General features: G+C 59.6%; 24 protein-coding genes and 2 pseudogenes. 18 read left to right on the plus strand and 8 right to left on the minus strand.

Annotated elements, in window-relative coordinates:
* The 3 genes and pseudogenes from FKG95_RS30065 to FKG95_RS28990 form a co-directional block, all read left to right on the plus strand.
* On the plus strand, window positions 1–361 hold a 361-nt coding region (locus FKG95_RS30065), incomplete at its 5' end, for a hypothetical protein (protein ID WP_218940410.1).
* A 140-nt stretch (window positions 362–501) separates the two neighbouring features.
* Window positions 502–2,052, plus strand: coding sequence for a glycosyltransferase family 39 protein (locus FKG95_RS28985; RefSeq protein WP_142899966.1), 1,551 nt, complete (start codon window positions 502–504; stop codon window positions 2,050–2,052).
* 202 nt (window positions 2,053–2,254) lie between these two features.
* A pseudogene (locus FKG95_RS28990) lies at window positions 2,255–2,863 on the plus strand (LysE family translocator).
* 12 nt (window positions 2,864–2,875) lie between these two features.
* Here FKG95_RS28990 and FKG95_RS28995 read toward each other — a convergent pair.
* Both FKG95_RS28995 and FKG95_RS29000 read right to left on the minus strand, forming a co-directional pair.
* Window positions 2,876–4,381 carry an FGGY-family carbohydrate kinase gene (locus FKG95_RS28995; protein ID WP_142899967.1) on the minus strand — a complete coding sequence of 502 codons (1,506 nt, stop codon included), beginning with the start codon at window positions 4,379–4,381 and terminating at the stop codon, window positions 2,876–2,878.
* An 89-nt stretch (window positions 4,382–4,470) separates the two neighbouring features.
* Window positions 4,471–5,100 carry a glutaredoxin domain-containing protein gene (locus FKG95_RS29000; protein ID WP_142899968.1) on the minus strand — a complete coding sequence of 210 codons (630 nt, stop codon included), beginning with the start codon at window positions 5,098–5,100 and terminating at the stop codon, window positions 4,471–4,473.
* A gap of 358 nt (window positions 5,101–5,458) precedes the next feature.
* Between FKG95_RS29000 and FKG95_RS29005 the strand changes: the two genes are divergently transcribed.
* The 6 genes from FKG95_RS29005 (at window position 5,459) to FKG95_RS29030 (ending at window position 10,515) form a co-directional block, all read left to right on the plus strand.
* Window positions 5,459–5,878, plus strand: coding sequence for a RidA family protein (locus FKG95_RS29005; RefSeq protein ID WP_142899969.1), 420 nt, complete (start codon window positions 5,459–5,461; stop codon window positions 5,876–5,878).
* 35 nt (window positions 5,879–5,913) lie between these two features.
* Window positions 5,914–6,789, plus strand: coding sequence for a phytanoyl-CoA dioxygenase family protein (locus FKG95_RS29010; RefSeq protein ID WP_142899970.1), 876 nt, complete (start codon window positions 5,914–5,916; stop codon window positions 6,787–6,789).
* A gap of 19 nt (window positions 6,790–6,808) precedes the next feature.
* On the plus strand, window positions 6,809–7,483 hold the full coding sequence (locus FKG95_RS29015) for a DUF1028 domain-containing protein (RefSeq protein ID WP_142899971.1): 675 nt from the start codon (window positions 6,809–6,811) through the stop codon (window positions 7,481–7,483).
* A gap of 93 nt (window positions 7,484–7,576) precedes the next feature.
* Window positions 7,577–8,353: an NAD(P)H-dependent oxidoreductase gene (locus FKG95_RS29020; protein WP_142899972.1), complete on the plus strand. Its 777-nt coding sequence runs from the start codon at window positions 7,577–7,579 to the stop codon at window positions 8,351–8,353.
* Window positions 8,354–8,392: 39 nt separating this feature from the next.
* Window positions 8,393–9,328 carry a LysR substrate-binding domain-containing protein gene (locus tag FKG95_RS29025; RefSeq protein WP_142899973.1) on the plus strand — a complete coding sequence of 312 codons (936 nt, stop codon included), beginning with the start codon at window positions 8,393–8,395 and terminating at the stop codon, window positions 9,326–9,328.
* An 89-nt stretch (window positions 9,329–9,417) separates the two neighbouring features.
* Window positions 9,418–10,515: a MerR family transcriptional regulator gene (locus tag FKG95_RS29030; RefSeq protein WP_142899974.1), complete on the plus strand. Its 1,098-nt coding sequence runs from the start codon at window positions 9,418–9,420 to the stop codon at window positions 10,513–10,515.
* A gap of 40 nt (window positions 10,516–10,555) precedes the next feature.
* Here FKG95_RS29030 and FKG95_RS29035 read toward each other — a convergent pair whose 3' ends face one another.
* On the minus strand, window positions 10,556–11,389 hold the full coding sequence (locus tag FKG95_RS29035) for an aspartate dehydrogenase (RefSeq protein ID WP_246116943.1): 834 nt from the start codon (window positions 11,387–11,389) through the stop codon (window positions 10,556–10,558).
* 151 nt (window positions 11,390–11,540) lie between these two features.
* On the opposite strand from FKG95_RS29035, the gene FKG95_RS29040 reads away from it, so the two are divergent.
* From FKG95_RS29040 to FKG95_RS29060, 5 genes are all read left to right on the plus strand, one after another.
* A complete protein-coding gene (locus FKG95_RS29040; RefSeq protein WP_142899975.1) occupies window positions 11,541–12,512 on the plus strand; it encodes a Bug family tripartite tricarboxylate transporter substrate binding protein in 972 nt (323 codons plus the stop codon).
* 168 nt (window positions 12,513–12,680) lie between these two features.
* Window positions 12,681–13,181, plus strand: a complete 501-nt coding sequence (locus tag FKG95_RS29045) for a tripartite tricarboxylate transporter TctB family protein (RefSeq protein ID WP_142899976.1) — start codon at window positions 12,681–12,683, stop codon at window positions 13,179–13,181.
* A 40-nt stretch (window positions 13,182–13,221) separates the two neighbouring features.
* Entirely contained in the window at window positions 13,222–14,874 is a 1,653-nt protein-coding gene (locus FKG95_RS29050) for a tripartite tricarboxylate transporter permease (protein WP_142899977.1), read from the plus strand.
* A 10-nt stretch (window positions 14,875–14,884) separates the two neighbouring features.
* Window positions 14,885–15,841, plus strand: a complete 957-nt coding sequence (locus tag FKG95_RS29055) for an aldo/keto reductase (RefSeq protein ID WP_142899978.1) — start codon at window positions 14,885–14,887, stop codon at window positions 15,839–15,841.
* Between the two features lie 10 nt (window positions 15,842–15,851).
* Entirely contained in the window at window positions 15,852–16,661 is an 810-nt protein-coding gene (locus FKG95_RS29060) for a carbon-nitrogen hydrolase family protein (protein ID WP_142899979.1), read from the plus strand.
* Between the two features lie 16 nt (window positions 16,662–16,677).
* Here FKG95_RS29060 and FKG95_RS29065 read toward each other — a convergent pair whose 3' ends face one another.
* Both FKG95_RS29065 and FKG95_RS29070 read right to left on the minus strand, forming a co-directional pair.
* Window positions 16,678–17,187, minus strand: coding sequence for a GFA family protein (locus FKG95_RS29065; protein ID WP_142899980.1), 510 nt, complete (start codon window positions 17,185–17,187; stop codon window positions 16,678–16,680).
* A gap of 203 nt (window positions 17,188–17,390) precedes the next feature.
* Entirely contained in the window at window positions 17,391–18,770 is a 1,380-nt protein-coding gene (locus FKG95_RS29070) for an aspartate aminotransferase family protein (RefSeq protein WP_142899981.1), read from the minus strand.
* Between the two features lie 383 nt (window positions 18,771–19,153).
* Between FKG95_RS29070 and FKG95_RS29075 the strand changes: the two genes are divergently transcribed.
* From FKG95_RS29075 to doeB, 3 genes are all read left to right on the plus strand, one after another.
* Window positions 19,154–19,618 carry a GNAT family N-acetyltransferase gene (locus FKG95_RS29075; protein WP_142899982.1) on the plus strand — a complete coding sequence of 155 codons (465 nt, stop codon included), beginning with the start codon at window positions 19,154–19,156 and terminating at the stop codon, window positions 19,616–19,618.
* 184 nt (window positions 19,619–19,802) lie between these two features.
* A complete protein-coding gene (doeA, locus tag FKG95_RS29080; RefSeq protein ID WP_142899983.1) occupies window positions 19,803–20,984 on the plus strand; it encodes an ectoine hydrolase DoeA in 1,182 nt (393 codons plus the stop codon).
* A 10-nt stretch (window positions 20,985–20,994) separates the two neighbouring features.
* A complete protein-coding gene (doeB, locus tag FKG95_RS29085; protein WP_142899984.1) occupies window positions 20,995–21,999 on the plus strand; it encodes a N(2)-acetyl-L-2,4-diaminobutanoate deacetylase DoeB in 1,005 nt (334 codons plus the stop codon).
* A gap of 230 nt (window positions 22,000–22,229) precedes the next feature.
* Here the strand turns inward: doeB and FKG95_RS29090 are convergent, their stop codons facing one another.
* Both FKG95_RS29090 and FKG95_RS29095 read right to left on the minus strand, forming a co-directional pair.
* Window positions 22,230–23,327, minus strand: a complete 1,098-nt coding sequence (locus FKG95_RS29090) for a Vgb family protein (protein ID WP_142899985.1) — start codon at window positions 23,325–23,327, stop codon at window positions 22,230–22,232.
* Between the two features lie 89 nt (window positions 23,328–23,416).
* Complete coding sequence (locus FKG95_RS29095; protein ID WP_142899986.1) at window positions 23,417–24,190, minus strand: SDR family NAD(P)-dependent oxidoreductase; 774 nt, start codon at window positions 24,188–24,190, stop codon at window positions 23,417–23,419.
* A 103-nt stretch (window positions 24,191–24,293) separates the two neighbouring features.
* On the opposite strand from FKG95_RS29095, the gene FKG95_RS29100 reads away from it, so the two are divergent.
* Window positions 24,294–25,220, plus strand: coding sequence for a LysR family transcriptional regulator (locus FKG95_RS29100; protein ID WP_142899987.1), 927 nt, complete (start codon window positions 24,294–24,296; stop codon window positions 25,218–25,220).
* Between the two features lie 52 nt (window positions 25,221–25,272).
* On the opposite strand, the pseudogene FKG95_RS29105 reads toward FKG95_RS29100, so the two are convergent.
* Window positions 25,273–25,387 (minus strand): annotated as a pseudogene (locus FKG95_RS29105) (IS5/IS1182 family transposase); the annotation flags it as partial.

Consider the following 25,387-nt stretch of genomic DNA (forward strand, 5'->3'; position numbering starts at 1 on the left):
AACGGCGCGCCCGAAACCTGAACAAAACATCGGTTCGCGAAACCGAAGGTCTTATGAGGACGAGCGCGCGCGGATACCCATCGTGGCCAGAAGCAAAGACCGCTTCACTCAAAGGCCGGATACATTATCGCAGACTGCAAGTCGCCAGAACGCAACCTTCACCTTGTCAGAAAGGGGCGGGCCATACAATGCTTTGTCGTTTCAGGCTGAGCTTGCACTTTCGCCCATTGACATCTTTTACGCGAGCGGTCTACTAATGTTTCTTGCGCATTCCGTCACCCGTTTAAAGCCTTCACATCTCTTGACTTCAGCTCGGCCAGTTGAATTAGGCCCGCTCCTCAATCTTGTCGTCAACCTTTGAAATTGTGGTCTTTATCTAACCGCCGATAGGAGCGATAAGCTTTTTCGCGGCTTTCACCTAACCCTTTGATGATAGGCCATTCAGCGAGTGTTGCGAACTGCTTGATCACCGTAATGTTCAGTTGAACCGGGATACCAAAATTGCAGATTCTCACTAACCTGAAAAACCGTGTCGCGTCCTTCTGCCAAATGATCGAAACCACGCGCAGCGTACGCTTTACGTTGCTCGTACTTCTTGCCGCCTACGCGTTTTTTGGCGCTCTTGCGTCTTTGGATAAGATGGATGTGTCGGGTGATGAAAACACTTACATCCCACTTAGTTACAATCTGTATAAGTATGGTGTCGTCTCGCTGACCGGAGAGGTCTCGGGGCTTGAATCGATTGAAATGGATGATGGTGTTATCCTAACACTTTCGCAAAGACGAGGCCCTGCTTACCTTGCTTTGCTAGCGGCATCACTCCACCTGCATCCCAACAGCCAAAACGTTTCTCTGGCGTGCTTCCAGGGAAAGGAGGTTGGTTGTGAATCGTTCAGACAAGATCTGAAAATCGTAAATGTTGTAATCCTGACGCTAATAGTTTTGATTACCTACGCTATTACCAAAGGTATTTCGGGAAACGCCTTGGTGGGGCTTACGGCGGCATTTCTTGTTGCTTCCAGCAAGTCGCTTATTGATTCGAGTGATAAATTTGGTCCAGAGGTATTAGCGTCATTTCTGGTGCTGATAGCATCGCTCATGATGTTGTTTATTTGGATGGGACCAAACATAAAAAACTGCTCGGCTACGGGTATTGTGTTTGGTGTTTTGGCTCTTTGCCAGCCGATTTATCTTTATTCTATTTTTGTGCCTTTTGTTGTTCTTGCAGTAAGCCTGGTTCGCCACAAAATGATTCGCTCAAGACTTGCATTCGCGTCTGTCTTGGCGGTCTTGTTGAGTTTTTCTGTTGTGACTACACCTTGGATTGCGCGAAACCTTGAGTATTTTGACAACAGTCAGATTACTTCAGGAGGAGAGATCGTTTTACGTGTCCGGGCCGAGCACAATAAAATGAATTCCAGGGAATACTTCGCGTCATTCCTTTATTGGACGGCGGCCGGTCGCGAGAGACTTGCAGGTTTTATATTCGATGCTGAGGATTATCGAAGGCTGAACCGTGATAATTATGAAGATGGCAACTACAGAGTTGCTCGGAAGCGTTCTTCGGAGATTGCAAACGAGTTTCAAATTTCTAGGTTTGAAGCCAGCAAACTAGTTGCAGCCGAAGCAAAGCAAATGATCCTTGCGGATCCGGTAAAGCACATACTTGTAAGTGTTCCTGTAGCTTGGCGAGGGTTGTTCTCTGAAAATGGGATCGTTTTACACTTTCTATCCTTAGATTCTGCGGGCTTCTTGATAAGGCTTGCCACCAACTTCACCTATTGGGGGGGGATGTTCCTCTGTCTTGTCTTAACGGTTCTCAAGCGCCAGTATACTTGCCTGGTGTTTGCATCGCTTGCGATCTGGGCTTGGGCGGCTTATGCCGGGATGAGCCACTTTATTCCTCGGTACAGCTATCCCCTGCTTCCGGTTCTTATCACGTTATCGCTTTCCATAATCTCGGCGCAACTTGCGGGTAAGCTGTTGCTTGAGTCTTCCTTGAGAAATTCGGCATTGATTAAATTCGCGATGCGCTGCGGTTTAGTGAGATGATTGGGCTATGGTTAAGGCGAATTTGTCGCCAAGGTTGAGGAGGCAATATGGGTTTGAGCAATCAATTCCTGTGACACGCGTTGTGTCGCTTGCTGCTTAGCTGAAAAGCTGTCTTTAGTGATTCTCGATTATAGGTGATGGAGGTGCTGAGGTGTCGCTGGAGCTTTGGGTCACTTTTTCTTTTGCCAGCATAGTTTTGCTGGTGGTGCCCGGTCCGACGGTGATGCTGGTGGTGAGTTACGCACTCGGGTACGGCAAACGCAGCGCCTTCGCCACAGTGCCGGGCGTTATGCTGGGCAACTTAACCGCATTGACCATTTCTCTGGCGGGCGCGGGGGCCGTACTGGCAAGTTCGGCAACACTCTTTACGGTTCTCAAGTATGTTGGCGCGGCCTATCTCATTTGGCTCGGACTGAAGCTCTGGCGCGCAGAACCAAAACTTGAACTGCCGCAAGATGTTGGCTCAAAAGGGGATCGCGGCTCACGGGGGAGTAACGGTTTGCGGAAGGACGCCCGCTCCATGTTCTGGTAGGCTCATGTTGTGACGGCGCTGAACCCGAAAGGGATCGTCTTCTTTATCGCCTTCCTGCCGCAGTTCGTATCACCCGGACAGGCGGTTATTCCTCAGCTCGTTATACTCGGCGCAACTTTTCTTACGCTGGCGACCCTGTCGGTGGCCGTCTGGGCCCTGGCCGCCGGAGAAATGCGGGCAAGGCTCCGCAGGCCCGGGACTCTCAAACTGGTGAACCGTCTTGGCGGCGGATTCATGATCTGCGCCGGTTTTCTAACGGCGGCCGCGCGCCGGGTATAAACACTGAGGCCCTTATATCAGAGGGTCGGTAATCGCTCGGTTCGCCTGATAGGCGCGGCGGTGGGCCTCGTAGAAAGGGCGGTATGCGTCATGGGCCGACATATCGGGTTCCACCCTGCGCTCGACATGAACCATGGCTTCGCTGGCTTCGGTAATGCTTGCGTAAGCGCCGCCGGCGGTGGCGGCAAGTATGGCGGAACCCAGAGCCGGCGCATCTGCGACGCGCGTGACCGTGAGGGGCAGGCCGGAAACATCGGCATGGATCTGCATCCAGAGGTCGGAGTTGGTTACACCTCCGGCGATCACCAGTTCGTCCGGCTTGTATCCGCCCGCGCGCTGGGTTTCCAGAATCAGTTCCGTGCCGTAGGCGACGCCCTCCATCATCGCCCTGAAAAGATGCGCGCGGCCATGGCTGAGCGTCAGGCCGGTGATCGCGCCGCGGGAGAGAGGATCTGTGTGAGGGGTGCGGTTGCCCTGGAAGTGGTCCTGCACGATCAGGCCGTCGGAGCCGGGGGGCAGGGCGGCCGCCTCGGCATTGAGCTGATCGTAACTGACGGCGGGGTCCAGCAGGCGTTTCAGCCAGGCCACAATCGACCCGGTCGAGGTCTGCCCGCCCTCGACAACATGATAGCCCGGCAGCAAGGCGTCGGCATAGGTGCCCCAGATCCCCTGGCCGTGAAAGGCGTGATCGGCGAGCCCCAAATGCAGGTGCGAGGAGCCGGTGATGAAGGCCATCTTGCCGGGCCTGACCACGCCCAGCCCGATCATTGCAATAAAGGCATCGGCGCCGCCCTGCGCGACCGGCAGAGCCTCCTGCAGGCCGAGATGCTCCGCAGCCCGGCTGGTCAGTCCGCCGATGACTTCGCCCAGGGGCAGCACCTCTTGCGGCCACTTTTCCTGTAAGGCGCCGAGACCCAGTTTCTCCAGCAGGCTCGATTGATACCCGCCGCCTTCCGCCATGTAATGCCAGCGGACCGCGGCATTGTTGATGGAGGCGACGCGCCTGCCGGTCAGGTGGAAATTGATGTAGTCCTGGTATTCGCAGATCGTCGAGGCCCGCTCGAAATTCGCCGGTTCGTTTTCCTTGAGCCAGAGGGCTTTCGGGATCATCCATTCTGCGGAAACCGGGCCCTTGCCGTCCGAGTTAACGCCCAGCGCCGGATCGCCGGTCTCGGCGACACGCTGAGCCTCGGCGACGGCGCGGACGTCCATCCAGATCAATGCCGGCCGGACAGCATGGCCGTCAGCGTCCAAAGCGACCACCGAACAGCAGGTGGTGTCCGCGCAGATCGCCGATATCTCATTGTTGGAAACGCCGCTGTCGGCGACGGCCTTGCGCACCGACTTACCCAGCGCATCCCACCAGTCAGCCGGGTCTTGTTCAGCCCAACCGGGTTTCGGAAAATGGGTTTCGTAGGGCGTAGCGGCAAAGGCCAGGGGCGTGCCCGCGGGATCGAAAACACCGGCGCGGATGGATTCCGTACCACCGTCGATGCCGACAAAATACTGACCTGCCATCGCGCTTCCCCGCACAGCCTCGGTTTCGATTATCCGAGGGTGCCTTATCAACTTGAGGCCGTAAAGGGATGTAGGAGGCCGCCGCTTTCTTATGCGGTCTGCAAACGTCCGGGGGAGAGGGAACAGCGGCCACGGTGCGGATTGACCTCGACTTCGCTGCGCTGCAGGACGTCCTTCAACTGATCCGCACCGCCGATGTAAGTGCCGTCGATCCAGATCTGCGGTACCGTCACAGGGGTCTTCGGGCCGATGATAGGCTTGACCCGGCCGATCATTTCATAAAGTGCCCGCGGGTTCCGGACCACATCGTGATACTGATAGTCCCTGCCGGACTCATCCAGATAGGCTTTGGCTTTCACGCAGTAAGGGCAGGATTCCTTGCCGAAGACATGGGTGCCTTCAATGGGTGTGCGCTTAACGTGTGCCTCGATAATGGCTTCGGTCAGGAGGCCCCGGTTGAGGGCGTGGCCTTGGCTGATGATCTTGCCTTCGACCATGACAATGGGTGCGTGCCACCCGCCTTTAGGCAGGGGTTTCCACCACTCGCTCAGCCACTCGCGAGTCTCGAGTTCGACCGGAATACCGGCAAGCTCGGTTTCGAAGGTGTCCTGAATGACGTCGGTGGTCAGGGCGCATTCGCCGCAAGGGATGTTGACCTTGAAGGGCCCCCAGGCGCCGGCCCATTTGTAGAGTAATACCTTCACCGGTGCTGCAGTCATAACCGATCTCCGTCTTTCAAGGTCGTTTCTCAAGGTTACGCGTGAATGTCGCGGCTGCACCCCAATTGGCGCCACCCCCATGGGCTTTAAAGGCGAAACTCTACCAAACCCCTAATTCTGACGGGAATGTGACACGCCGTGTGCGGTGCGCAGCTATTCAATTGCCGTTTTGGTTAAGAAAAACGAAAGCAATTCCACAAAAAGAACTATTGTCCTTATTCAGAGCTATGAAGGAGACTGGGCCGCGCGAATTCGGCGGTCAGCGGGGTTTCTTCAGGGTTGGAAAAAGCGCCCGCACCTTTGCAGCGAGATCGGCTGCATGACTTGTGATTGAATTGGATTAAGAGAGATAACCGGAATGGCGCATACCAGGGTCCGCAAGTTCAATACCAGGGATACCTATCCCGAGCAGAAGCTGGAGAACGATCTCTGTCAGACGGTTGTCGCGCGCGGCACAATGGTCTTCGTACGGGGGCAGATCGGACAGGACCTGGATACGGCGGTCAGCGTCGGTATCGGCGACGCGGCGGCTCAGGCGGACCAGGCCATGGCGAATATCGCAAAGCTTCTGGAAGAGGCCGGGTCGGAGCTGGGCCACATCTGCAAGGTCACGGTCTACATCACCGACCCCCGCTATCGGGAAGATGTCTACCGGACCATGGGAAAATGGCTGAAGGGTGTGTTTCCGGTCTCGACCGGGCTCGTCGTCTCGGCGCTCGCGCGTCCCGAGTGGCTGGTCGAGATCGACGTCATCGCGGTGATTCCCGATTCGGCATAGTGCCGGAGTCGGGCTGAAGTAAACAGGAGCGAACCATGTCTTCTCAAGCTCTTCGCGTTTTGACCCAGGCGCAGGCCGACGCCTTTCATGAAAATGGTGTCCTGACCGTCGAAAATGCAGTGACGCCGGATCAGCTTGCGGCGTTGCGCGCCGATTTTGCGGCCTGGGTGGAAGAGAGCCGCGGGCAGGCTGAAAGCTATGGCAAAGCGGTCGACGGCAGGCCGCGTTTCGACCTTGAGGCCTCGCACTCTGCGGTGAGACCGGGCTTGCGGCGGGTCAACGCGCCGGTCGATGTTTCGGAAGCCTATCGCCAGGTGGCGCGGGACAGCCGAATGGTCGATATGGTGGCCGATCTGATTGGCCCCGACATTCGCTACCATCACTCCAAGATCAATTCGAAGCTGCCGGGCGCCAAGACCGAGGTGAAGTGGCACCAGGACTTCCCTTTCACCCCGCACAGCAATCCGGACCTGGTGACGGCCCTGCTGATGGTCGACGAGGTGACGGAGGAAAACGGCCCCCTGGAGGTCGTTCCCGGCTCACACAAGGGCCCCATCCATTCCCTTTGGCACGGCGGCCGCTTTACCGGCGCGGTGGCCGACGACGTCGCGGCGGAATTTCAGAAAAAGGCCGTCAAGTGCTTTGGTCCGGCCGGTTCGGTTTGCCTGATGCACACGAAACTGGCGCACGGCTCCGCGCCGAACCTCTCGCAGCAGCCACGCACTCTGTCGATCACCGTCTACGCAGCGGCGGATGCCGCCGCCTGTTCACCCAATCCGGTGCCCTCGATGCTGGACGGCGAGATCGTGCGCGGCGTCGAGCCCAATCGCATCCGCAGCACCGCCTACGAGGTGGAGATTCCCGAGTATCCGCGCGGCGCGTCCTTCTTCCTGCAGCAGGAAGCCAGCTAAAGATCAATGAGTTGACCCCATGACCTTTTCCATTGCGGCCCGTTGCGAAAAGACCGGCATGTTTGGCTTGGCGGTTTCTTCCTCTTCGCCCGCCGTTGCGGCCCGCTGCGCCTACGCGCGCGCCGGGGTCGGGGCGGTGGCCAGTCAGAATATCACCGACCCGACGCTTGGCCCGAAGGCGCTGGATCTCATGGCGCAGGGTGTTTCCGCGCCTGACGCCGTTGCACGGCTGGTCGCGGAGACGCCCTATATCCAGTATCGCCAGCTAACCGTCATCGACGCTGCCGGCCGGACAGGGCATTTCTCCGGCAGCGAAACCCTTGGAACCCATGCGGTGGCGGAGGGACGCAACGTGGTCTGCGCGGGCAACCTGTTGGCCAATACGGAGGTTCCCCAGGCAATGGTCGCTGCCTTCGAGGGCTCGGACGGCGATTTGGGAGACCGTCTGATCGCTGCAATGCAGGCGGCTCTGACCGCAGGCGGAGAGGCCGGGCCGGTCCATTCCGCCGGCCTGTACCTGGTCCGGGACGTCTCCTGGCCGGTGGCGGACCTGCGGGTCGACTGGGATGAGGAAGATCCTATCACGGCGCTTGCCGCACTCTGGGTCCTGTACAAACCGCAGCTTGAAGCCTATGTCACCCGGGCGCTCGATCCCCGCGAAGCGCCGAGCTATGGCGTGCCGGGAGATAAGTGACGGCTTTCGTTCCGATATCAGTTTGCGTCGCGTAGAGATCCTTCCCATGATGCGGTATTCGATCGATCAAGTGGAAGAGTCGAGACACGCGTCATGAAAGCCCACGTCGTTCTTGCGCATCCCGAGCCGTTGTCTTTCAACGGACATCTCGCCAGCCTGGCGCGCCGGACGTTTGAGGAACGGGGTTGGAGCGTGACGGTCTCGGATCTTTACGCTATGGGCTTCGATCCCAGCGAGCGGGCGGCTTTCTATAGGAACCTGCAGAACAGCGAGCGCTTCGATACGCAGTCCGAACAGCGCCATGCGGCCATGAACGGAACCATCCCTGCCGAGGTGCAGGCCGAGATCGGTCGGCTGGATCAGGCAGATCTGGTCATCCTGCAGTATCCCATGTGGTGGCATATGCCGCCCGCTATTCTCAAAGGCTGGTTCGACCGGGTTTTCGTTTACGGCGAGGTTTACAAGAGCGATGTCCGCTTCGACAAAGGCCGCTTCCAGGGCAAGAAAGCGATGCTCTCCCTGACCGTCGCGACCAGTGCCGAGACCTATGCCTTCAATGGCCGCAGCGGCGATATCGATCTCATGCTCTGGCCGGTGAACTTCACCCTGGCTTATGTCGGTTTCGGGGTGCTCCAGCCCTTCGTTGCCTATGGCGTGGAGAGTGGCCTCAGGTATTCCAGCAGCGGTGAGATCGAGGAACGGCTGCAGCAGATACAGGCGAACTATGTTGACCGCCTTCAGACGATCGAAGAGGAAGCCACAATTCCCTTCAACTGCCTGGATGAATGGGGGGCGGACGGGCGCATCAAGGCTTCGGCACCGGCGCATAGTCCTTTCATCCGGCATCGGGAGCATCTTGAAATTGATTGATCTCCCGAGCCTCGACCGCAATCGCCGTTAGGCTTCCTCATGCGCTTTACCCTTCGCCAGCTCGAATACTTCGTTGCCGCCGGGGAGACCGAGAGCATCACCCGTGCGTCGGAACGGACCTCGATCTCGCAGCCTTCGATCTCGACCGCGATTTCCCAGCTGGAAAAGGAGCTGGGTGTGCAGCTTTTCGTCCGCCACCACGCGCAGGGCCTGTCCCTGACACCTGCGGGGCGGCGGTTGCTGCGCGAGGCGAAAGCGCTGCTGGAGCAGGCGGAGGGGCTTTATCACCTGGCGGATGAGGTCAGCGGGCAGCTCCGCGGTAGTCTCTCGATCGGCTGCCTTGTGACGCTTGCGCCGATGATTATTCCGGCGCTCTCCCATTCCTTCGCGACGGCCTTTCCCGAGGCTGAACTGCGCGCTGGCGAAGCCGATCAGGAAGCTCTGCTGGAGCGTTTGCGGCGTGCGGAGATCGACGCCGCCATCACTTATGATCTTCAGATCCCGAACGACATTACCTTCCGCCCGCTGGTCAGCCTGCCGCCCCATGTCCTGGTGAGCGATGGCCATCCGCTCGCCGGCCGGGACCAGGTTCAACTGGCCGAACTCGCGCCCGAACCTCTGATCCTGCTGGATCTTCCCATAAGCCGCGAATACTTCCTCGCCATGTTCATGCGCGAGGGCCTGGAGCCGAACATCGGTGCTCGCTCCGCCCAGCAGGAAGTGGTGCGCACCATGGTCGCCAACGGTCAGGGTTATAGTCTGGCCAACATCAGGCCGCGCTCCGATCAGGCCATGGACGGCCGGAAATTAGTCCGCTTGCCGCTGTCGGGCGACTATCGGCCCATGACCATCGGCATCGCGACCGCCGCTCAGATCACGCCGTCCCGACTCCTGAGCGCCTTTGAAGACCACTGCGCTGCCCGGATCTCGGAAAGCCACATCCCGGGTATGATAACGCCTGACGAGGAGGACTAAACGACGCCGGGGCACGATGCGCCTGTTCTCGGCCCTTGCCAAAAAAAGGGCTTGAGCCGGACCCTGCGTCACAGCTTAAGACAGCGGCCATGAAAGCAACCTCGAACAGCAAACCCCACGCCGAAAAGCTGCTGACCGCGGCTGAATGCGCCTCCCGTATCGGCCTGACGGTTCGCGCCCTCCGACTTTATGAGGCACGCGGCCTGCTGACGCCGCGGCGCACAGAGAAGAATTGGCGACTGTACGGAGCTCGTGAGATCGCGCGCCTCAGCGAGATTCTGGTTCTGAAGCAACTGGGACTCAGTTTGAGCAGCATTGTGGAACTGCTCGTGAATCAGGAAAGCCGGTTCGACGAACTGCTTGCGGTTCAGCAGGTCAACCTCACGGAGCGCCGGAATCAGATGGAGCAAAGTCTGCGGCTAGTGACAGCGCTGCGCGAAAAAACGGCGCGGGGTGAAGTTTTGAGCGTCGAGGATCTCCTGAAACTCGCGAAGGAAACACAGATGTCCGAACCGACCTCCGATGTTATGGCCTGGAAACGCTATGAGCAGGCCCGTCCGCGTATCGAAGTCCCCGCCGATCCCGGCAGTTTGCCGGACTACGTCGGTTCCTTCCTTTTCGCCGACGGGCTGGTAGCCCGGATCACATTGGAGCGGAACCGACTATTTATTCAATTGGTCGGGCAGCCGCCGGTCGAACTCTATGCTGAAGGGGCGGACCGCTTCTTTATGAAGGTGGTCCCCGCCCAGGTCTCATTCTCCCGTGCGACGCCGGGAAAAGTCGAGGCCATGATCCTGCATCAGGGTGGTTTTGAGCAAAGGGCGGACCGGGCCGCACCGGATGCGTTCGAAGCTGCGGAAACGGCTCTCGCTGAACGCGTCCGCAAGAAAGAGTCTGCACCCGGCAGCGAGGCGGTCCTGCGCCGCGTGATCGGCGAACACCGGGTGGGAAAACCGGACTACGAGCAGATGAATGAGCCGCTTGCTCAACTGGTTCGCGAGCAGCTACCGATCATCGTACCTGAATTGGAACGTCTGGGAGAGGTCACAAAGGTCGACTTCAAGGGGGTTGGCCCCGATGGCTTCGATGTCTTTGACGTTCGCTTCGAAAACGGCGCTCTGGAATGGGGGCTGTGTCAGGCCGCCGACGGAAAGCTGAGCGGGCTCTATCTGCGCCCAACGCCCTGACGCCACCCATTCGGCATCTCTGACGCCGGTCAGAAGGAACCTAAGTCCCGACCACCATCGGTGCCGTAAGTCTGCGCAGGGTCGCCATCACACTGAGCGCGGTGATCTTGCCGGTCGGCGGATTCTCCGGGGTCGGGATGTTCTCGATGGTCATGTTCAAGCGTGAAGAATCGGATTCCACCGTGACCGTGTGAGTGTTCCTGGTCACCGTGGGATCGGCCCAGATTTCCACTTCGGTCCGTTCCGGGCCGATGCCCGCCAGCGCCAGCGCCGCGCCGACGTTGACATTGGCGGGGAAGCCCTTCGCGGCTTCACGGGCATTACCGGAAAAAACCCTGGTCGGTGCTGTGATCCCATCGACGTCGATGCCATTCTCGACCAGGTGCGGTGCACCTTTCAGGCCCGCAGGCGGTTTGCGGGTGGACAAGCGGATGGATTCAACCTCTCCTTCAGCCACGGCCTTGACCGCGTCCAGCCCAAGCAGCGCGCCGGTCGGCACGACGATCCTGGCGCCGGTTTCGTCCAGCCGGTCAATCAGCTCTAGATGATTCAACAAAACCCCGACCGAGAGTGGCACCAGTGTACGTCCTTGCGCCACGGCGGTGTTGGCGATTTCCATGAAGACGGCGGCGGGCGCACATTCGACGATAATGTCCGCTTCGTCGGCAAGTTCGCTCAAAGAGAGAATTTTGGGTGGCGAACGGAAGCCCGCGACCCGCTCCGCCGCACGGGCCTGGTCCCGCGCGGATACGGCCGCAAGGCTTATGCCGGGCAGCGCTCCTGCGTCAATCCGGCGGGCGACCTCCAGGCCGATGGTTCCCAGTCCGGCGATCGCGAGGCGCTGTTGGGGTATGTTTTGCAAAGGACGATCCACCGTTTCTCTCTTCAATCATAGGTTCACTGCGCTGCGTTGCCGCTGCCGCTCGGGCGGCATAATAGGGTGTCTCTCCAGCAAAAATCCATGTTATGGTTTTCTTGCCTTTGCATTCAAAAAACAAAACGAAACGAATATCAGGGAGATTTTGATGACAAAGTTTACGCCGTTTCTGGGTGCGGCGGTTGCCGCAGCGACCTTCGTAGCCGCCAGTTCCAGCGCCTACGCGGCTGACATTGCCTGCAGTACAGCGAAGCTGATCGTGCCGTGGAAAGCGGGTGGCGGCACCCACATTATTTTCTCGACCTTCGAGGAAACCATTAACAAGCTGGATCTCGAGCCCAAGATCCAGGTGGTCACCGTGCCCGGGCAAGGGGGCAATAAAGGCGCCAAGGAGGCCCGTAAAGCCAAACCTGACGGCTGCACACTCTTTGCGATCCACCAGAGCGCGATCGTCGGCTATCTCAACGGCCGCGTGGACTTTACCTGGGATGCCTTCGACATGGTTGCGCAGGTCACCAGCACGCCGGAGCTGATCGGCGCGGCGGGTGGCGTTCCCTGGAACAGCTACGACGACATGATTGCGGCGGCGAAAGCCAATCCGGAGACGCTGAAGCTCGGCGCGACCTTCGGTTCGACCAGCCAGTTCATGTGGGTGCTGCTCGAAGGCCTGACCGACACAAAGTTCAAGTATGTGCCCTTCGATGGAACCCGGGAGCGGATCACCGCCCTGCTGGCCAACACCATCGAGCTTGCCACGATCAACGTGCCGACGGCCCGGAAGTATGTTGCCACCGGGGAGTTGAAGGCCTTTGCCATCGCAGCGGACAAGCGGTCCAAGCACCTGCCGGACGTTCCGACGCTCAAGGAGCTCGGTGCGGACATGACCTACGCTCTGGATCGCGGCATCGTTGCACCGAAAGGCACGCCTAAAGAAATCATCGCGCACTGGGGCGAGGTTTTCAAAAAAGCGGCTGAAGACCCCGAGCTGATCGCAGCTCTGGAAGCCAAGGGCACGGACGTGAAGTGGGTCGGACCGGAGGGCTACGCCGCCTGGTTCCAGGATACCTACGATGCTCATGAAAAGGTCGCTATCGACATCGGGATGTACAAGAAACAGTAGGCGCGCGCCGTAAGGCTCGAACCTCTAAGGTCCTGTATGGTGAAGTCCGGCTGGCGCGCGCGTGCGGTCAGTCGGCTTCAACCTCGGGTATCCCGAGTGTCGCCAGGTCCTCATAAAATGAGGTCCTCGTGAATTGAGACCCTCGTCAACTGAAAAGCGGACGCCATCATGTCCCTGCCAAATCGCGACACGATCATTGCGATCGGTCTGCTATTTTTTACCGGCGTACTTATCTGGGCGAGTTTCGATATTCGAAGCCCTGATTATGGAACGCTTGCGCCCTCCGCCTGGCCGCGCAGCGTTCTGGGGATCCTGCTGGTCTTCGGCCTGATCTATCTCTTCCAGTCGCTGCGGGCCGCTCCGGCCGCGGCGAGTGCGGAGGAGAGCGAGGCGAGAGGCGGCCTCATGGGCTGGTTCGTGAAGTACCGCAATCCGCTCTGGTGCTACCTGATCTACTTTCTTTTTCTGGCCACCTTGCCGTTTTTCGGCGCTCTGATCGGCGGCATCCTGCTGGTGTTTTTCCTGCTGTCGGTTCTGGGCGGTTTTGCCCCCAAAAAGCTCTTGCTGCACGGCGCCATCGCAACGATTTCCATGGGCGCCATGTGGTCGATCTTCACCTTCGGGCTGCGTGTGATCCTGCCGCGAGGCTCACTCTTTGAAGTGATCTAGTCATGGATCGAAGTGATTTAGGGACAGGAAGCGCAAGAACATGTTGATCGAAAATCTCCTGGGCGCCCTTGGCGAAATCGGAAATATTCAAACCCTGGCCTTCATGATCGTCGGTGCGACAGCCGGTCTGATCTCGGGCGCCATTCCCGGTTTCACGATCGCCATGGCGGTTGTCCTCACGCTGCCCTTCACCTTTGGCATGCCGCCCGCGCAGGGGATCGCGACCATGATCGGCGTTTTTGTCGGCGGCCTTTCCGGCGGTTTGATGTCCGGCATCCTGACCGGGATTCCCGGCACGCCGTCTTCGGTCGCGACAACCTTCGACGGCTTTCCCATGGCGCGCAACGGCGATCCGGGTTTTGCGCTGGGATTGGGGGTCTGGGCCTCGTTTTTCGGCGGCATCGTCTCCGCGGTTCTGCTGATCGCCGTCGCGCCGCAGCTGGCGCGGGTCGGGCTTGAGTTTCAGCCCTGGGATTACTTCTCCCTGGTTTTCTTCGCACTCACCATCACCGCCAGCCTGGCCGGTCAGAACCTGATCAAGGGTCTGATCGCGGGCGCTTTGGGGCTTCTGATCGCGACTTTTGGCGAAGACGATATCAACGGCGTCTCGCGCTTTGACTTCGGTGTCGAGTACCTCCAGGAGGGCTTCGCGTTTCTGCCGGTCCTGATCGGCCTCTTCGCCTTCAGCCGTTTGATGACCGACGTGCGCGATCCTAAAACGGCGACCATGGCCCTGACCGAGATGCAGGATGTCAGTATCCGGATCGAGCACCGGCGGGCGGCGCTCACGGTCCTGAAGAGCTGGGGCAATCTGATCCGTTCCTCGCTGATCGGCGTCTTCACCGGTATTCTGCCTGCGGCCGGATCTTCGATCTCAAACGTGCTCGCCTATGATCAGGCCAAAAAAGCCTCCAAAACGCCGGAGAAGTTCGGCAGCGGTTTTGCCGATGGCATCATCGCGCCTGAGTCCGCGAACAATGCCACGGCGGGCGGCTCGTTGATCACTATGATGGCGCTGGGGATTCCCGGCGACATCATCACTGCGGTCATGCTTGGCGCGTTGCTGATTCACGACGTCATCCCAAGCCCCAGTTTCATCACTGAGGCACCGGTTCTGGCCTATTCGATCTTTCTGGCTTTCTTTATCGCCAATTTCCTGGTGCTGGGCCTGCAATCCGGTGCGCTGAAGCTCTTCGTGCTGGTGACACGGGTGCGCATGTACGTGCTCGCCGCCGTAATCCTGGCGTACTGCGGGATCGGCGTCTTCGCTTTGCACAACATCGTCTCGGACATCTGGACGCTCTTCATCTTCGGTATCGTGGGCTACATTCTGCGCAATCTGGGTTTCCCGCTGGCACCCGTCATTCTGGGTGTCGTTCTCGGGCCGATTGCCGAGAAGTGGCTGTCGCGCTCGCTGGCGATTTCAACCGATGTCTCGCTTTTCTTCACCCAGCCCTGGTCTCTGTTCTTTGTCATCGCCAGTGTCTTCTCTCTGCTCTTCACGCTCTACCAGCGTGACCGCGGTAAGAAACCCTGGACCCGTTTCTATCCGCCCGCTCTGATGCTGTCGCTTTCGGTGCCGCTTTTCATGATGGGTGGGGTGGTGCGCCCGATCGTGGCCGCAGGCCTGATCGCATTCGGCCTTTACCTCCTGTACCGCGCGCAGAAAACTCAAACGGTCACCGAGGGTTAAAGCAGACAAAATGGACTATGTCCCACTGGGCCGCACAGGCTTGAGAGTCAGCGCCGCCGGGCTTGGTTGCGGCGGTCACAGCCGTCTCGGTCAGGGCAGCGGCGAGAGCCGGGCGCATTCGGTCGGGATCGTCAGGGCCGCGCTTGATCTCGGTATCAACTTCATCGACACGGCAGCCGTTTACAGGACGGAAGAGATCGTCGGCGATGCCCTTGCCGGGCGGCGCGATGATGCGATCATTTCCACCAAGCTTCCCATCGTGCCGCCTGGAGAGTCTCCCCTGGGCCAGCAGTTCGTGACGGGCGAAAGCCTGGCATCGAGCCTCGAGGAGTCTTTGCGGCGCCTCAAGACCGACTACGTCGATATTCTGCATTTGCACGGAGTCATGCCGGATCAATATGGCTATTGCCGCGAGGAACTCCTGCCAGCCCTTGACCGGTTTCGTGACCAGGGCAAGATACGCTTCCTGGGACTGACGGAACGTTTCATCCACGATCCGCAGCATGTCATGCTGAGCCGGGCCCTGCAGGATGATATCTGGAACGTCGTAATGGCCGGCTTCAACCTGATCAACCCCTCGGCCAGGCAGCGGGTCTTCGCGCAGACCAGGTCCAAGGAAATCGGGACCCTGGTGATGTTCGCCGTGCGCCGCGCGCTCAGCAATTCGGAAGCCCTGACGGAATTGATCGCCGATCTCGTCCAGCAGGACCTGATCCCGTCCGATGCGCTCGAGGAGGAGGATCCCCTTGGCTTTCTAAGATCGCTGGGCGGCGCCGGGTCTGTGGTCGAGGGCGCCTATCGTTTTTGCCGGCATGAACCCGGCGCCGACGTCGTTCTGACCGGCACCGGCAATGCGGACCACCTGCGCGAGAACGTGGCGTCGATCCTGTCGCCAGCGCTCGCGCCCGACTGTCTCGCGCAGCTCGAAGAGCTTTTCGGAGCCATCGATTCCGTGTCCGGTAACTGAGGGTCAAAGCATGCGCCTGCTTGCCTGCCAGATCGAGATTCCGCCGACACCGACTCCAGCGGCCAGAGATGCGCATCTTGATCTTGTCGCTCGGAACCTGGCGGATGCGCTTGCTCAAACCCCGGCTGATCTCGTGGTTTTGCCGGAGCTCTCGGCCATAGACTATTCACGGGACTCCTTCAGCCGGCTTGACGCGCTTGCCGAAGATCTTTCAGGTCCGTCGTTCGAACGTTTTCGTGAGACAGCCAGGCGTTTCGACGTGGCTGTCGTTTACGGTATTCCGCGCAGAGGGGACGATGGCTATCGTATTTCTCAGGTTGCGGTCGGCCCCGATGGCGAGGTGATGGGTTGCTTCGATAAACTCCACCTGGCGCAGTATGGCGCCTCCATGGAAAAAGAATACTTCCAGCGCGGCGAGGCGCCCTTTTCCTTTTCCTTTCGTGGCGTCAAAATCGCGCCGATCATCTGCTATGACATCCGTTTTCCGGAACTCGCCCGATCTCTTGCGCTGGAGCACAAGGCGGATCTGATCCTGCATTGCGGCGCCTACGCGCGCGACCCGTCCTTTTACAGTTGGCATCATTTCGTGGTGGCCAGAGCACTGGAGAACCAGCTTTACCTCCTGAGCCTCAATCGCGCCGGAACCGCGTTCGGGAACTCGATATTCTGCCCGCCCTGGATCGATGAGGTGTCTCCGGCCTTGAGATTTCCCGAGCATGAAGAAGCCTTCATCACCTGCGAAATCGATCCGGCGCGCATTGCGGCGACACGGCGGGAATACAGTTTTCTGGCTGACAGACTTCCAAGCTACGGCTCTTAGTCAGGCTTGGTGGGCGCTATTCCGCCGATACAAGGGCGTACTCCTTTTCTTTCCGGCTTCGGGTCGGATGTCCTTCAGAGGGCGCAAGCTCATCCATGATCTCATGCCAGCAGGCTTTTTCATTGGGTGATGCATATTTCAACGGCAGGTCACCGGGTGCGATATCGATCACACCGCTGTTGAGGATCATGTAGGGCGTGCCCTCCAGCTCGACCGGCAGGGGCGATCCGCAGGTGCTGCAAAAAGCGCGTGCGTAGGCCGGGGGTGATTTCAGCAGGGGCGCCTTGTAGACGCGGATCTGCTCCTGCCCTTCGATCCAGCGGAATCCGCCACCGTGTGCCAGCATCTCCGGCGTAAAAGCGCCCCCGGTGGCTTTGCGGCAGCGCGCGGCATGACAGTTCTGCACCGGGCTGACATAGCCGGAAATCTCGAACTTTACCTCACCACAGAGGCAACTGCCTTGCAGCATATGTACTTCCCCCTCGTCCAGATTCGCATCGTCGGAACTCGCATCATCCGATCTCATGTGAAATTGAATTTAATACCGATTGTTCCTTAAATAGGTATTCAAGACGGAAAGTTTGAGGGGCTTAGTGGAACGGGAATGTGTCGCCCTGGTGCATATTTGAACCAGCCTGAGCACCATCCTAAAGCTCGCCCAGGGACGGCCGGACACCCGATCAGGCTTGACGGCCGGCGGATGGGAGACTGCCCGGAAAGGTTTGCGGTTCAGCCCTTTCCGAGCACCGTCTCGACTGCGGCCCTGGTTGCCGAGACGATCGTTTCGGCCTCTTCGGTGGTCAGGCAGAGCGGCGGCGCAAAGCCCAGGATATCGCCCTGCGGCATGGCACGTCCGATGACTCCCTGTTCGGCGAGCGCTGCGGCGACCCTGGGACCGATCTTCTGCGCGGGATCGAAGAACACCCGATCATCCTTGTCTTCGACGAATTCCAGCGCGGCCAGCAGGCCTTCGCCGCGCACCTCGCCGACCTTCGGGTGGTCGGTAAGGACATCGCGCAGCAACTGATTGAAGCCGGCGCCGGTCTTCGCTGCGTTCGAGACCAGATCCAACTCGTCGAGCAGTTTGAGATTGGCGACCCCGGCCGCCGCGCAGATGGGGTGCGCCGAATAGGTCCAACCGTGCCCGATCGGACCCATTGCGTCCGATCCCTGCTCCAGCACCGCCCACACGCGGTCGGCAACGATACTCCCCGACAACGGCGCGTAAGCGGAGGTCAAACCCTTGGCGATGGTGATGATGTCCGGCTTCAGGCCATAGTGATGGGAGCCGAACATGGAGCCCAGGCGTCCGAAGCCGGTCACCACTTCGTCGGCGATCAGAAGCACATCGTATTTCTTGAGGACAGCCTGGATTTTTGCCCAGTATCCGCTGGGGGGCGGCACGATGCCGCCGGTTCCCAGGATCGGTTCACCAATGAAGGCCGCGATCGTGCCGGGGCCTTCCGCGAGGATCAGTTCTTCCAGCTTGTCGGCGCAGGACTGCGAGAAGGCTTCTTCGTCCATGGCGCGGTCGTCGCGCCGAAAATAATAGGGGGCTTCCGTGTGCAGAATTGGCGGACGCGGCAGGTCGAAAGCCTTGTGAAACAGATCCAGCCCGGTCAATGAACCGGTCATGACACCCGACCCGTGGTACCCGCGCCAGCGTGAGATGATTTTCTTTTTCTCCGGCCGGCCCAGAACATTGTTGTAGTACCAGACCAGCTTGATGTTGGTCTCGTTCGCATCCGAGCCGGACAGGCCGAAGTAAACCCGGTTCAGGCCTTCCGGCGCGCGCTCGGCGATCATCTTCGCCAGCGTGATCGAGACCTCCGTGCCATGGCCGACGTAGCTGTGGTAGTAGGCCAGCTCGTGGGCCTGCTTTGCGATTGCCTCGGCGATCTCGGTCCGGCCATAACCCACATTGACGCAATAGAGCCCGGCGAAGGCATCCAGGCTCTTCCTGCCGTCCCGATCGACGATATGGACACCGCTGCCGCCGGTGACGATCCGGTTGGGTGTCTCGCCACGGGCGTGTCCGGCCATGTTGGTCGAAGGATGAAAGAAGTGGGCGCGGTCCCACTGATCGAGCTGATCGTTGCGTTGGGTCATAAAGCGGTCGCTTCCGTGCTGGGCGAACAGTCGGTTCGCGTGGACGAACGATGCAAAGACGCTATGCGCCCTGTCGGCGATTGGCAACGCCGTCATCTCCCTCGCGCATCAAATTCGTTCGGTGAGAGAAGGCGCGTTTTCGTAAAGGCGCAGCCGCCCGCATTTCCTGCCGCCGCGGTATCTTCATGGCAATACGCTGCCGTGCGAAACATGGTTGAACTCTATGAAAATATAAGGTTTTCTGTGTTTTTGCGCCTGTGCATGAGGCTGATGAAACGGCTCGGAACCGCCGGGCTACTTCATTTCCCGTGTTGGGTCGCGGAAAAGCGGTGGCAAGCACCACGATTTGGAAACGGATGGCCGGACCGGCGGATTGGTTGATCATGATTACGATACGTCCTTACGACACCACAGACTGGTCCAGGCTGTGCGAAATACATGATTCTGCGCGCCTTGACGAGTTGGATGCCAGCGTTGGCAGAGACGCGTTTCTCACTCTGGAGCAAACAGCCGAGAACGAAGGCTTGTTTGACAACACGCTGGTCGTGGCGGAAGTGGATCACTTCGTTCAGGGTTTTGTCGCCTACAGCAAGGAAGAGCTCGCCTGGCTCTACGTCGACCCCAAGTTCTACCGGAGAGGTGTAGGCCGCGCGCTCGTCCGGCATGCGATGAGTGCGTCGGCGCCGATAATCCAGATCGAGGTGCTCGAGGGCAACAGACCTGCGCTCGAGCTTTATCTCTCTGAAGGATTTAAGGTCGTCAAGCGCGTCGAGGGAAACCTGGTGGGGAATGAGACCTTTGCGGCGGCAGGGCTTCTGTTGGCACGGGAAGACCTCCCAGGAACATGACCGCTTGTGGCGGTCCGGTGATAAGTTCAACGTTACCCGGCTTCCGAAAGTCTATGCAAACCATCGCTTGAAACCGCGCCGTCATCAATGCTTGCGATGACTGAACTGGCGCGTTTGAGCGAGACATTCATCCCGCGGACTGTTATTCGAAGTTACGTCTGCAGCTATCCGCGAGAGTGCTTCCGTGCCCGATATTGCCCTGAACTTCAGCCGAGCCGAGTATGCTGATCGCCTGATCAAGACCCGCGCGGCCATGGAAAAGGCAGGGGTTGAAGTGATCATCGTTTCCGACCCTGCGAACATGGCCTGGCTGACCGGTTATGACGGTTGGTCCTTCTACGTCCATCAGGCCGTGATCGTCGCGCTGGAGGGCGAGCCGGTCTGGTGGGGCCGCAACATGGACGGTAACGGCGCGCGCCGCACCGTCTACATGGCTGAAGACAACATCGTTGGTTATCCGGACCACTATGTGCAGTCCACCGAACGCCATCCCATGGATCATCTTTCCGACAGCCTGAAAGCGCGGGGCTGGGACGGCCTGCGGATCGGGGTCGAGATGGATAACTACTGGTTTTCGGCGGCGGCCTTCGAGTCGCTCAAAAATCACCTGCCAAACGCGCGCTTTAGCGATGCGACGGCGCTGGTCAACTGGCAGCGCGCGGTCAAAAGCCCGACCGAGATCGAATTCATGCGCCGCGCCGCGCGGATTGTCGAGGCCATGCACGCGCGGATCCTGGAACTGGCCGAGCCGGGCCTGCCGAAGAACGAGCTGGTCGCCGAGATCTATGCCACCGGGATCCGCGGCGCCGACGGTCATTGGGGCGACTATTCCGCCATCGTGCCCATGCTGCCCTCCGGGATGGATGCCACGGCACCGCATCTGACCTGGGATGACCGGCCCTTCAAACAGGGCGAGGGAACTTTTTTCGAGATCGGCGGCTGTTACCGCCGCTACAACTGTCCGCAGTCGCGCTCGATCTTCTTCGGCAAACCTCCGCAAAAGTATCTCGACGCTGAGATTGCCGTGCTGGAGGCCACCGCCGCCGGTCTGGAAGCCGCGAAACCGGGTAACACCTGTGAAGATCTTGCCACGGCTTTCTTTTCGACCCTGGACACGTTCGGCATCAAGAAGGAAGGCCGCTGCGGCTACGCCATCGGTCTCTCTTATCCCCCGGACTGGGGGGAACGTACCATGTCCTTCCGGGCCGGTGACAAGACGGTGTTGCAGCCGGGTATGACCTTCCACTTCATGCCGGCGATCTGGCTGGACGACGGCGGCCTGGAGATCACCGAGCCGATCCTGATCACCGAGACCGGTGCGGAATGCCTCTGTTCGACCCCCCGCAAACTCTTCATCAAGGACTGAGAAAGAGCCCATGACCGAATCCGATCTGCGTCCCTCGCCCATCACGGCAACCGTCGATTTCGACGCCGACGGCGTTCAGCACGGCTTCCTGCGATTGCCCTACAGCAGCGACGAGTCCGCCTGGGGCGCAATCATGCTGCCTGTTACCGTGGTGAAGAGAGGCGAGGGGCCGACCGCGCTCTTGAGCGGGGGCAATCACGGCGATGAATACGAAGGGCCCATCGCGCTTTTCGATCTGGCGCAAAAGCTCACAGCGGAAGAGGTCTCTGGCCGGGTGATCATCGTGCCGGCCATGAACTATCCCGCCTTCTGCGCCGGCACCCGCACCTCGCCCATCGACAAAGGCAACATGAATCGAATGTTCCCTGGGCGGCCGGACGGCAGCGTTACGGAGAAAATCGCGGACTATTTCACCCGCGTTCTGCTGCCTGTCTCCGACATCGTGCTGGACATCCATGCCGGTGGAAAGACACTGACTTTCCTGCCCTTCGCTGCCACGCTTTCGCGTCGTGACAAGGATCTGGAAGCGAAGGGTTTCGAGGCCGTGGCCGCCTTTTGCGCGCCCTGGTCCGTGCGGCTGGACGCCATCGACTCGACCGGCATGATCGATGCGGCCGCCGAAGAACAGGGCAAGGTCTTTATCACCACGGAACTGGGCGGCGGCGGCAGCGCGAGCGCAGAGACCGTCAGCATCGCGAAGCGCGGGGTACGCAATCTGCTCCGTCACGCCGGCATTCTCACCGGCGAGATCGAACAGTCGCCGACCCGCTGGCTCGATTTGTCCTCCGGGGACTGTTTGATTGTCGCCGAAGACCCGGGTCTGCTCGAGCTCTGCGTCGATCTGGGTGATCCTGTGACGGCCGGTGATCTCATCGCGCGAATCTATCCCATCGGCCGTACAGGCGTGGCACCGCTGGAATATCGCGCCAAAGTTTCCGGACTGCTCGCCGGCCGGCACTTTCCGGGCCTGATCAAACCGGGTGACTGTCTGGCGGTGATTGCAGAAGTGGAATAGCGATCTGTCAAAAAAAACCGACCATTGGTGCGACTCATGTCAAAGCGCATGGTTCTGACGCTGGTTCAAAAGGCGGAATTATAAACAGTGGCTATGACTGACAGGTGCAAAACCAAAGATCTGCGATCGATTGTGCTCCTGTAATCACTGGGTGGAGTCAAGCGAGCCCCAGCCCGGTGAAGCTGCGGTTGGGGCTCACTTCGTCCGCTCACCTGGTGAGCGGACCTATTTTACCTCCCGGTCTCGGCAGCAGACGTTTCGTCAAGCGGGACGACTACAATTCGAAAGACCTCCGGAACGCTCAGGCCTGAATCATCCAGCATCAGATGCCGCAGCCTGCCCTCGCTCACGGCGACCTCGTTGCCGAGGAGGGTGAGATTGAGGGGCATGTCGAGACCGTCGGCGAGTGTCTCGACCTCGAGGGGGGAAGGACCGTTGGGATCGATCACAAGCAGCTTACCGTCACCGCTTCGGACCGCGCCCTCGAGAACGAGGAGCCGCCCGTCGGGTGCCAATGCAAGGCCATCCGGATTCTCGATCCTGCGCGTCAGCTCCAGCGGTTCGACCTGAGCGGCGGCCTCATCGAGAGTGACCCGAAGCAAGGCGCCTTCGCTGTAGAGGCCGATGATCAGATCCCCGTCCCGCGTCATGACAATGCCTGCCGGACCCAGATCCCCAGGCGACAGCAGGGGGGCGTCCGTGACAGTTTCAAACGCCGCGCCTGGGGCGGCGAGATGCAGGATACGATCCCTGATGCTGTCGGTTATGTATATGCCTCCCGTGCCATCGAGCGCCATATCGTTTGCGAAACCGTCATCCGGCAGGGTTGATGACCAGACAACACGGCGTTGGGCGATGTCTATCGCGCCAATCCGATGCGGGCGCCGGACTTGCTCGCCATCGATCTCCTGGCCCAGGAAATCGGGAGATGCGACCCACAAAAGGCCGGTCGTCGGGTCGAAGCGAAGCGCGGTCCCGGCAAACACCGTTTCCGTTTCCTGAAAAGCACGCTCGATTGTCCCCTCGGGCGTGATGCGCAAGATGTCGCCACTGGTCACAGAGCCGACATAAAGGGTCCCGTCAGGGGTCGTGGTTATCCCGTTGGGGTAATCGAAGCTGGTCGGCAGCGGAATTTCCCTCACGCTATCTGCGGCATGAGCCTCATCCATGCCGGCCAGCGCTGCTGTGATCAGAAATGCGCAGAACAGATATGAAAGGCCGTCGCGAAGGCCGGGCCTTGAGGGTGGGGTGCGATGGCGTTCGGCTGCCCTCCCGGATGGCGCCGAGGCGGCGAGGCCTGCAATCATATCGGGACGTGAGGTCATCATGAGGGAATCTCCTGCTGGAATAAGGTCGACTTTGTGATCAGGAAGCGCCTTCGCGCCTGGCGAGAAGGCGGCTTGCTCCGCCCGGTCAGTCATGACCGTTGACCTGCTATGGCGTAACCGCCATCGATAAGGATCGCCTGGCCGGTAATATTCACGGCGCGTTCGGAGAGGAGGAAAGCAGCCAGTTGAGCGGTCTCCCGCGCGGTCCCCAAGCGGCCCGTGGGATGCGCCTTCCCAAATTCCTCGAGACGTGTCGCGTCGTTGTTAAAGGCGGCGCGTGTCATGTCCGTGTCGATGCCACCTGGGTTTATGTTGTTGATACGAATGCCCAGAGGAGCGAGTTCCAGGGCGGCTGCGCGCAGCATCCCGTCCATTCCTGCCTTGCTGGCGGAATAGCTTGTCGACCCGGGCAGGGCGCCGACGGCAAGCCAAGATGAGGTATTGACGATCGCGCCCCCGCCGGTCTTGCTCATTTGAGCGGCCTGCGCCCGCAGAGACATCCACACCGACGTCAGGTTGGTCTCGATCGTATGGTTCCAGTCCGCCGGCGTTTGCTCGAGCATCGGCGCAAACCTGCCGATGGTTCCAGCGTTATTGAAGGCAAAGTCGAACGCGCCGAAAGCGTCCAGGGTTTCCGCGACAATGCGGGCGTGATCCTCAGCTCGTGTCACATCTGCCACGATGGGCACCGCCTGACCGCCCTCATCCCTGATCTCTTGAGCGAGTTCGTCCAGGCGGTCCTTTCGCCGGGCGACGATCGCAACTCTTGCGCCTTCCTCTGCGAAAAGCCTCGCCGCAGCGCGGCCAATGCCCAAACTGGCGCCAACCACGACACCGGCTTTTTCTTTGAGAAGACCTGTCATGTTCCTCATTCCTCTGTTTCCACTTGGTCTGTTTCCACTTGGACAGAGACGTAAGGGTTCCCACGTGACGTGATAATCGCTTCCAAACGCGACAGATAATCCCATGACAGATAACAATCAGCTGCACACGTTGGCCGGAGACAAAATGTCTCTGCTGCAGGCTTTCACCGAAACCGCCCGCCGCTTGAGCTTTGTAAAAGCTGCCGCGGCGCTCGACATCACGACATCTCTGATGAGCCGCCGTGTGAGGAAGCTCGAAAACCTGCTCGGAGTACAATTGCTTGTGCGCACGACACGGCGCGTTACTCTGACAGAAGCGGGCGAGGTCTATTTGACCTATATTGAACGCATTCTTGCGGATTTGCAGGAAGCAGATGCCGCCGCTACATCGCTGGGTGCCAGACCGGCCGGTCTCTTGACCGTTTCGGTGCCCTGGATCTTCGGCCGCTTATGGGTGGCGCCAGCAGTTCCCGACTTCATGAATGAGAATCCTGCGATCCGGGTCGATCTTCGATTCACGGATCACTACGTCGATTTAGTCGATGAGCGGATAGATGTCGCCGTCAGGATCGGTGAGCTCAAGGATTCCTCTCTGCGTGCACGGCGGCTTACCGATAACCGGCGTCGTCTCGTGGCATCTCCCCGCTACCTCGACCGTCACGGACGTCCTGCCTCGCCGGAGCAGCTCCTCGCGCACAAGTGTCTTCACTTCCCAAATCTGGCGAGCGGCGATCGCTGGTTACTTGAGAGAGACGGTGAGACCCAACTGGTGCCAATCAGTCCTTGGTTACGCGCCAATGACGCAGCGGCGCTTCTCGATGCGTCGTGCGCTGGCGCCGGGATCTCGCTCCTGTCGGATTTCATCACGGGCGAAGCGCTTCAGTCTGGTGCACTGGAGACTGTGCTGCCCGGGTGGTCGGTCCCTGTGACCGGCATCTATGCGGTTTACCCTGAAGCGAGTTACGTTCCAGCAAAAACACGAGCCTTCGTGGATTTTCTGCTCAAGAGGTCGAGAGGCCCGCTTTCATAAAGCAATTCACGTTTGTATGGGCTCAAAACTCACTGCCTCTTAGGGTCGGGACTCAATTGATCCACCAAGTGATGGAAGCGGCGAGGCATATGGCCGCGAGGAAGGTGTCGGCACGCTTGTCGTAGCGGGTCGCTATCCTCCTGAAATCCTTGAGCCTGCAGAACATT

Source organism: Denitrobaculum tricleocarpae (assembly GCF_007004665.1).
In the GTDB taxonomy this organism is placed as follows: Bacteria; Pseudomonadota; Alphaproteobacteria; order Kiloniellales; family Kiloniellaceae; genus Denitrobaculum; species Denitrobaculum tricleocarpae.

What these genes read in the sequence shown, in the direction of transcription:
- FKG95_RS29015 (WP_142899971.1), top strand. Translation starts at nt 6,809, where the DNA reads ATGACCTTTTCCATTGCGGCCCGTTGCGAAAAGACCGGCATGTTTGGC.
- FKG95_RS29100 (WP_142899987.1), top strand. Translation starts at nt 24,294, where the DNA reads ATGACAGATAACAATCAGCTGCACACGTTGGCCGGAGACAAAATGTCT.
- FKG95_RS29055 (WP_142899978.1), top strand. Translation starts at nt 14,885, where the DNA reads ATGGACTATGTCCCACTGGGCCGCACAGGCTTGAGAGTCAGCGCCGCC.
- FKG95_RS29020 (WP_142899972.1), top strand. Translation starts at nt 7,577, where the DNA reads ATGAAAGCCCACGTCGTTCTTGCGCATCCCGAGCCGTTGTCTTTCAAC.
- FKG95_RS29070 (WP_142899981.1), bottom strand. Translation starts at nt 18,770, where the DNA reads ATGACCCAACGCAACGATCAGCTCGATCAGTGGGACCGCGCCCACTTC.
- FKG95_RS29095 (WP_142899986.1), bottom strand. Translation starts at nt 24,190, where the DNA reads ATGACAGGTCTTCTCAAAGAAAAAGCCGGTGTCGTGGTTGGCGCCAGT.
- FKG95_RS29050 (WP_142899977.1), top strand. Translation starts at nt 13,222, where the DNA reads ATGTTGATCGAAAATCTCCTGGGCGCCCTTGGCGAAATCGGAAATATT.
- doeB (WP_142899984.1), top strand. Translation starts at nt 20,995, where the DNA reads ATGACCGAATCCGATCTGCGTCCCTCGCCCATCACGGCAACCGTCGAT.
- FKG95_RS29045 (WP_142899976.1), top strand. Translation starts at nt 12,681, where the DNA reads ATGTCCCTGCCAAATCGCGACACGATCATTGCGATCGGTCTGCTATTT.
- FKG95_RS29090 (WP_142899985.1), bottom strand. Translation starts at nt 23,327, where the DNA reads ATGATGACCTCACGTCCCGATATGATTGCAGGCCTCGCCGCCTCGGCG.
- FKG95_RS29040 (WP_142899975.1), top strand. Translation starts at nt 11,541, where the DNA reads ATGACAAAGTTTACGCCGTTTCTGGGTGCGGCGGTTGCCGCAGCGACC.
- FKG95_RS29065 (WP_142899980.1), bottom strand. Translation starts at nt 17,187, where the DNA reads ATGAGATCGGATGATGCGAGTTCCGACGATGCGAATCTGGACGAGGGG.
- FKG95_RS29060 (WP_142899979.1), top strand. Translation starts at nt 15,852, where the DNA reads ATGCGCCTGCTTGCCTGCCAGATCGAGATTCCGCCGACACCGACTCCA.
- FKG95_RS29005 (WP_142899969.1), top strand. Translation starts at nt 5,459, where the DNA reads ATGGCGCATACCAGGGTCCGCAAGTTCAATACCAGGGATACCTATCCC.
- FKG95_RS29000 (WP_142899968.1), bottom strand. Translation starts at nt 5,100, where the DNA reads ATGACTGCAGCACCGGTGAAGGTATTACTCTACAAATGGGCCGGCGCC.
- FKG95_RS28995 (WP_142899967.1), bottom strand. Translation starts at nt 4,381, where the DNA reads ATGGCAGGTCAGTATTTTGTCGGCATCGACGGTGGTACGGAATCCATC.
- FKG95_RS29075 (WP_142899982.1), top strand. Translation starts at nt 19,154, where the DNA reads ATGATTACGATACGTCCTTACGACACCACAGACTGGTCCAGGCTGTGC.
- FKG95_RS29030 (WP_142899974.1), top strand. Translation starts at nt 9,418, where the DNA reads ATGAAAGCAACCTCGAACAGCAAACCCCACGCCGAAAAGCTGCTGACC.
- FKG95_RS29010 (WP_142899970.1), top strand. Translation starts at nt 5,914, where the DNA reads ATGTCTTCTCAAGCTCTTCGCGTTTTGACCCAGGCGCAGGCCGACGCC.
- FKG95_RS29025 (WP_142899973.1), top strand. Translation starts at nt 8,393, where the DNA reads ATGCGCTTTACCCTTCGCCAGCTCGAATACTTCGTTGCCGCCGGGGAG.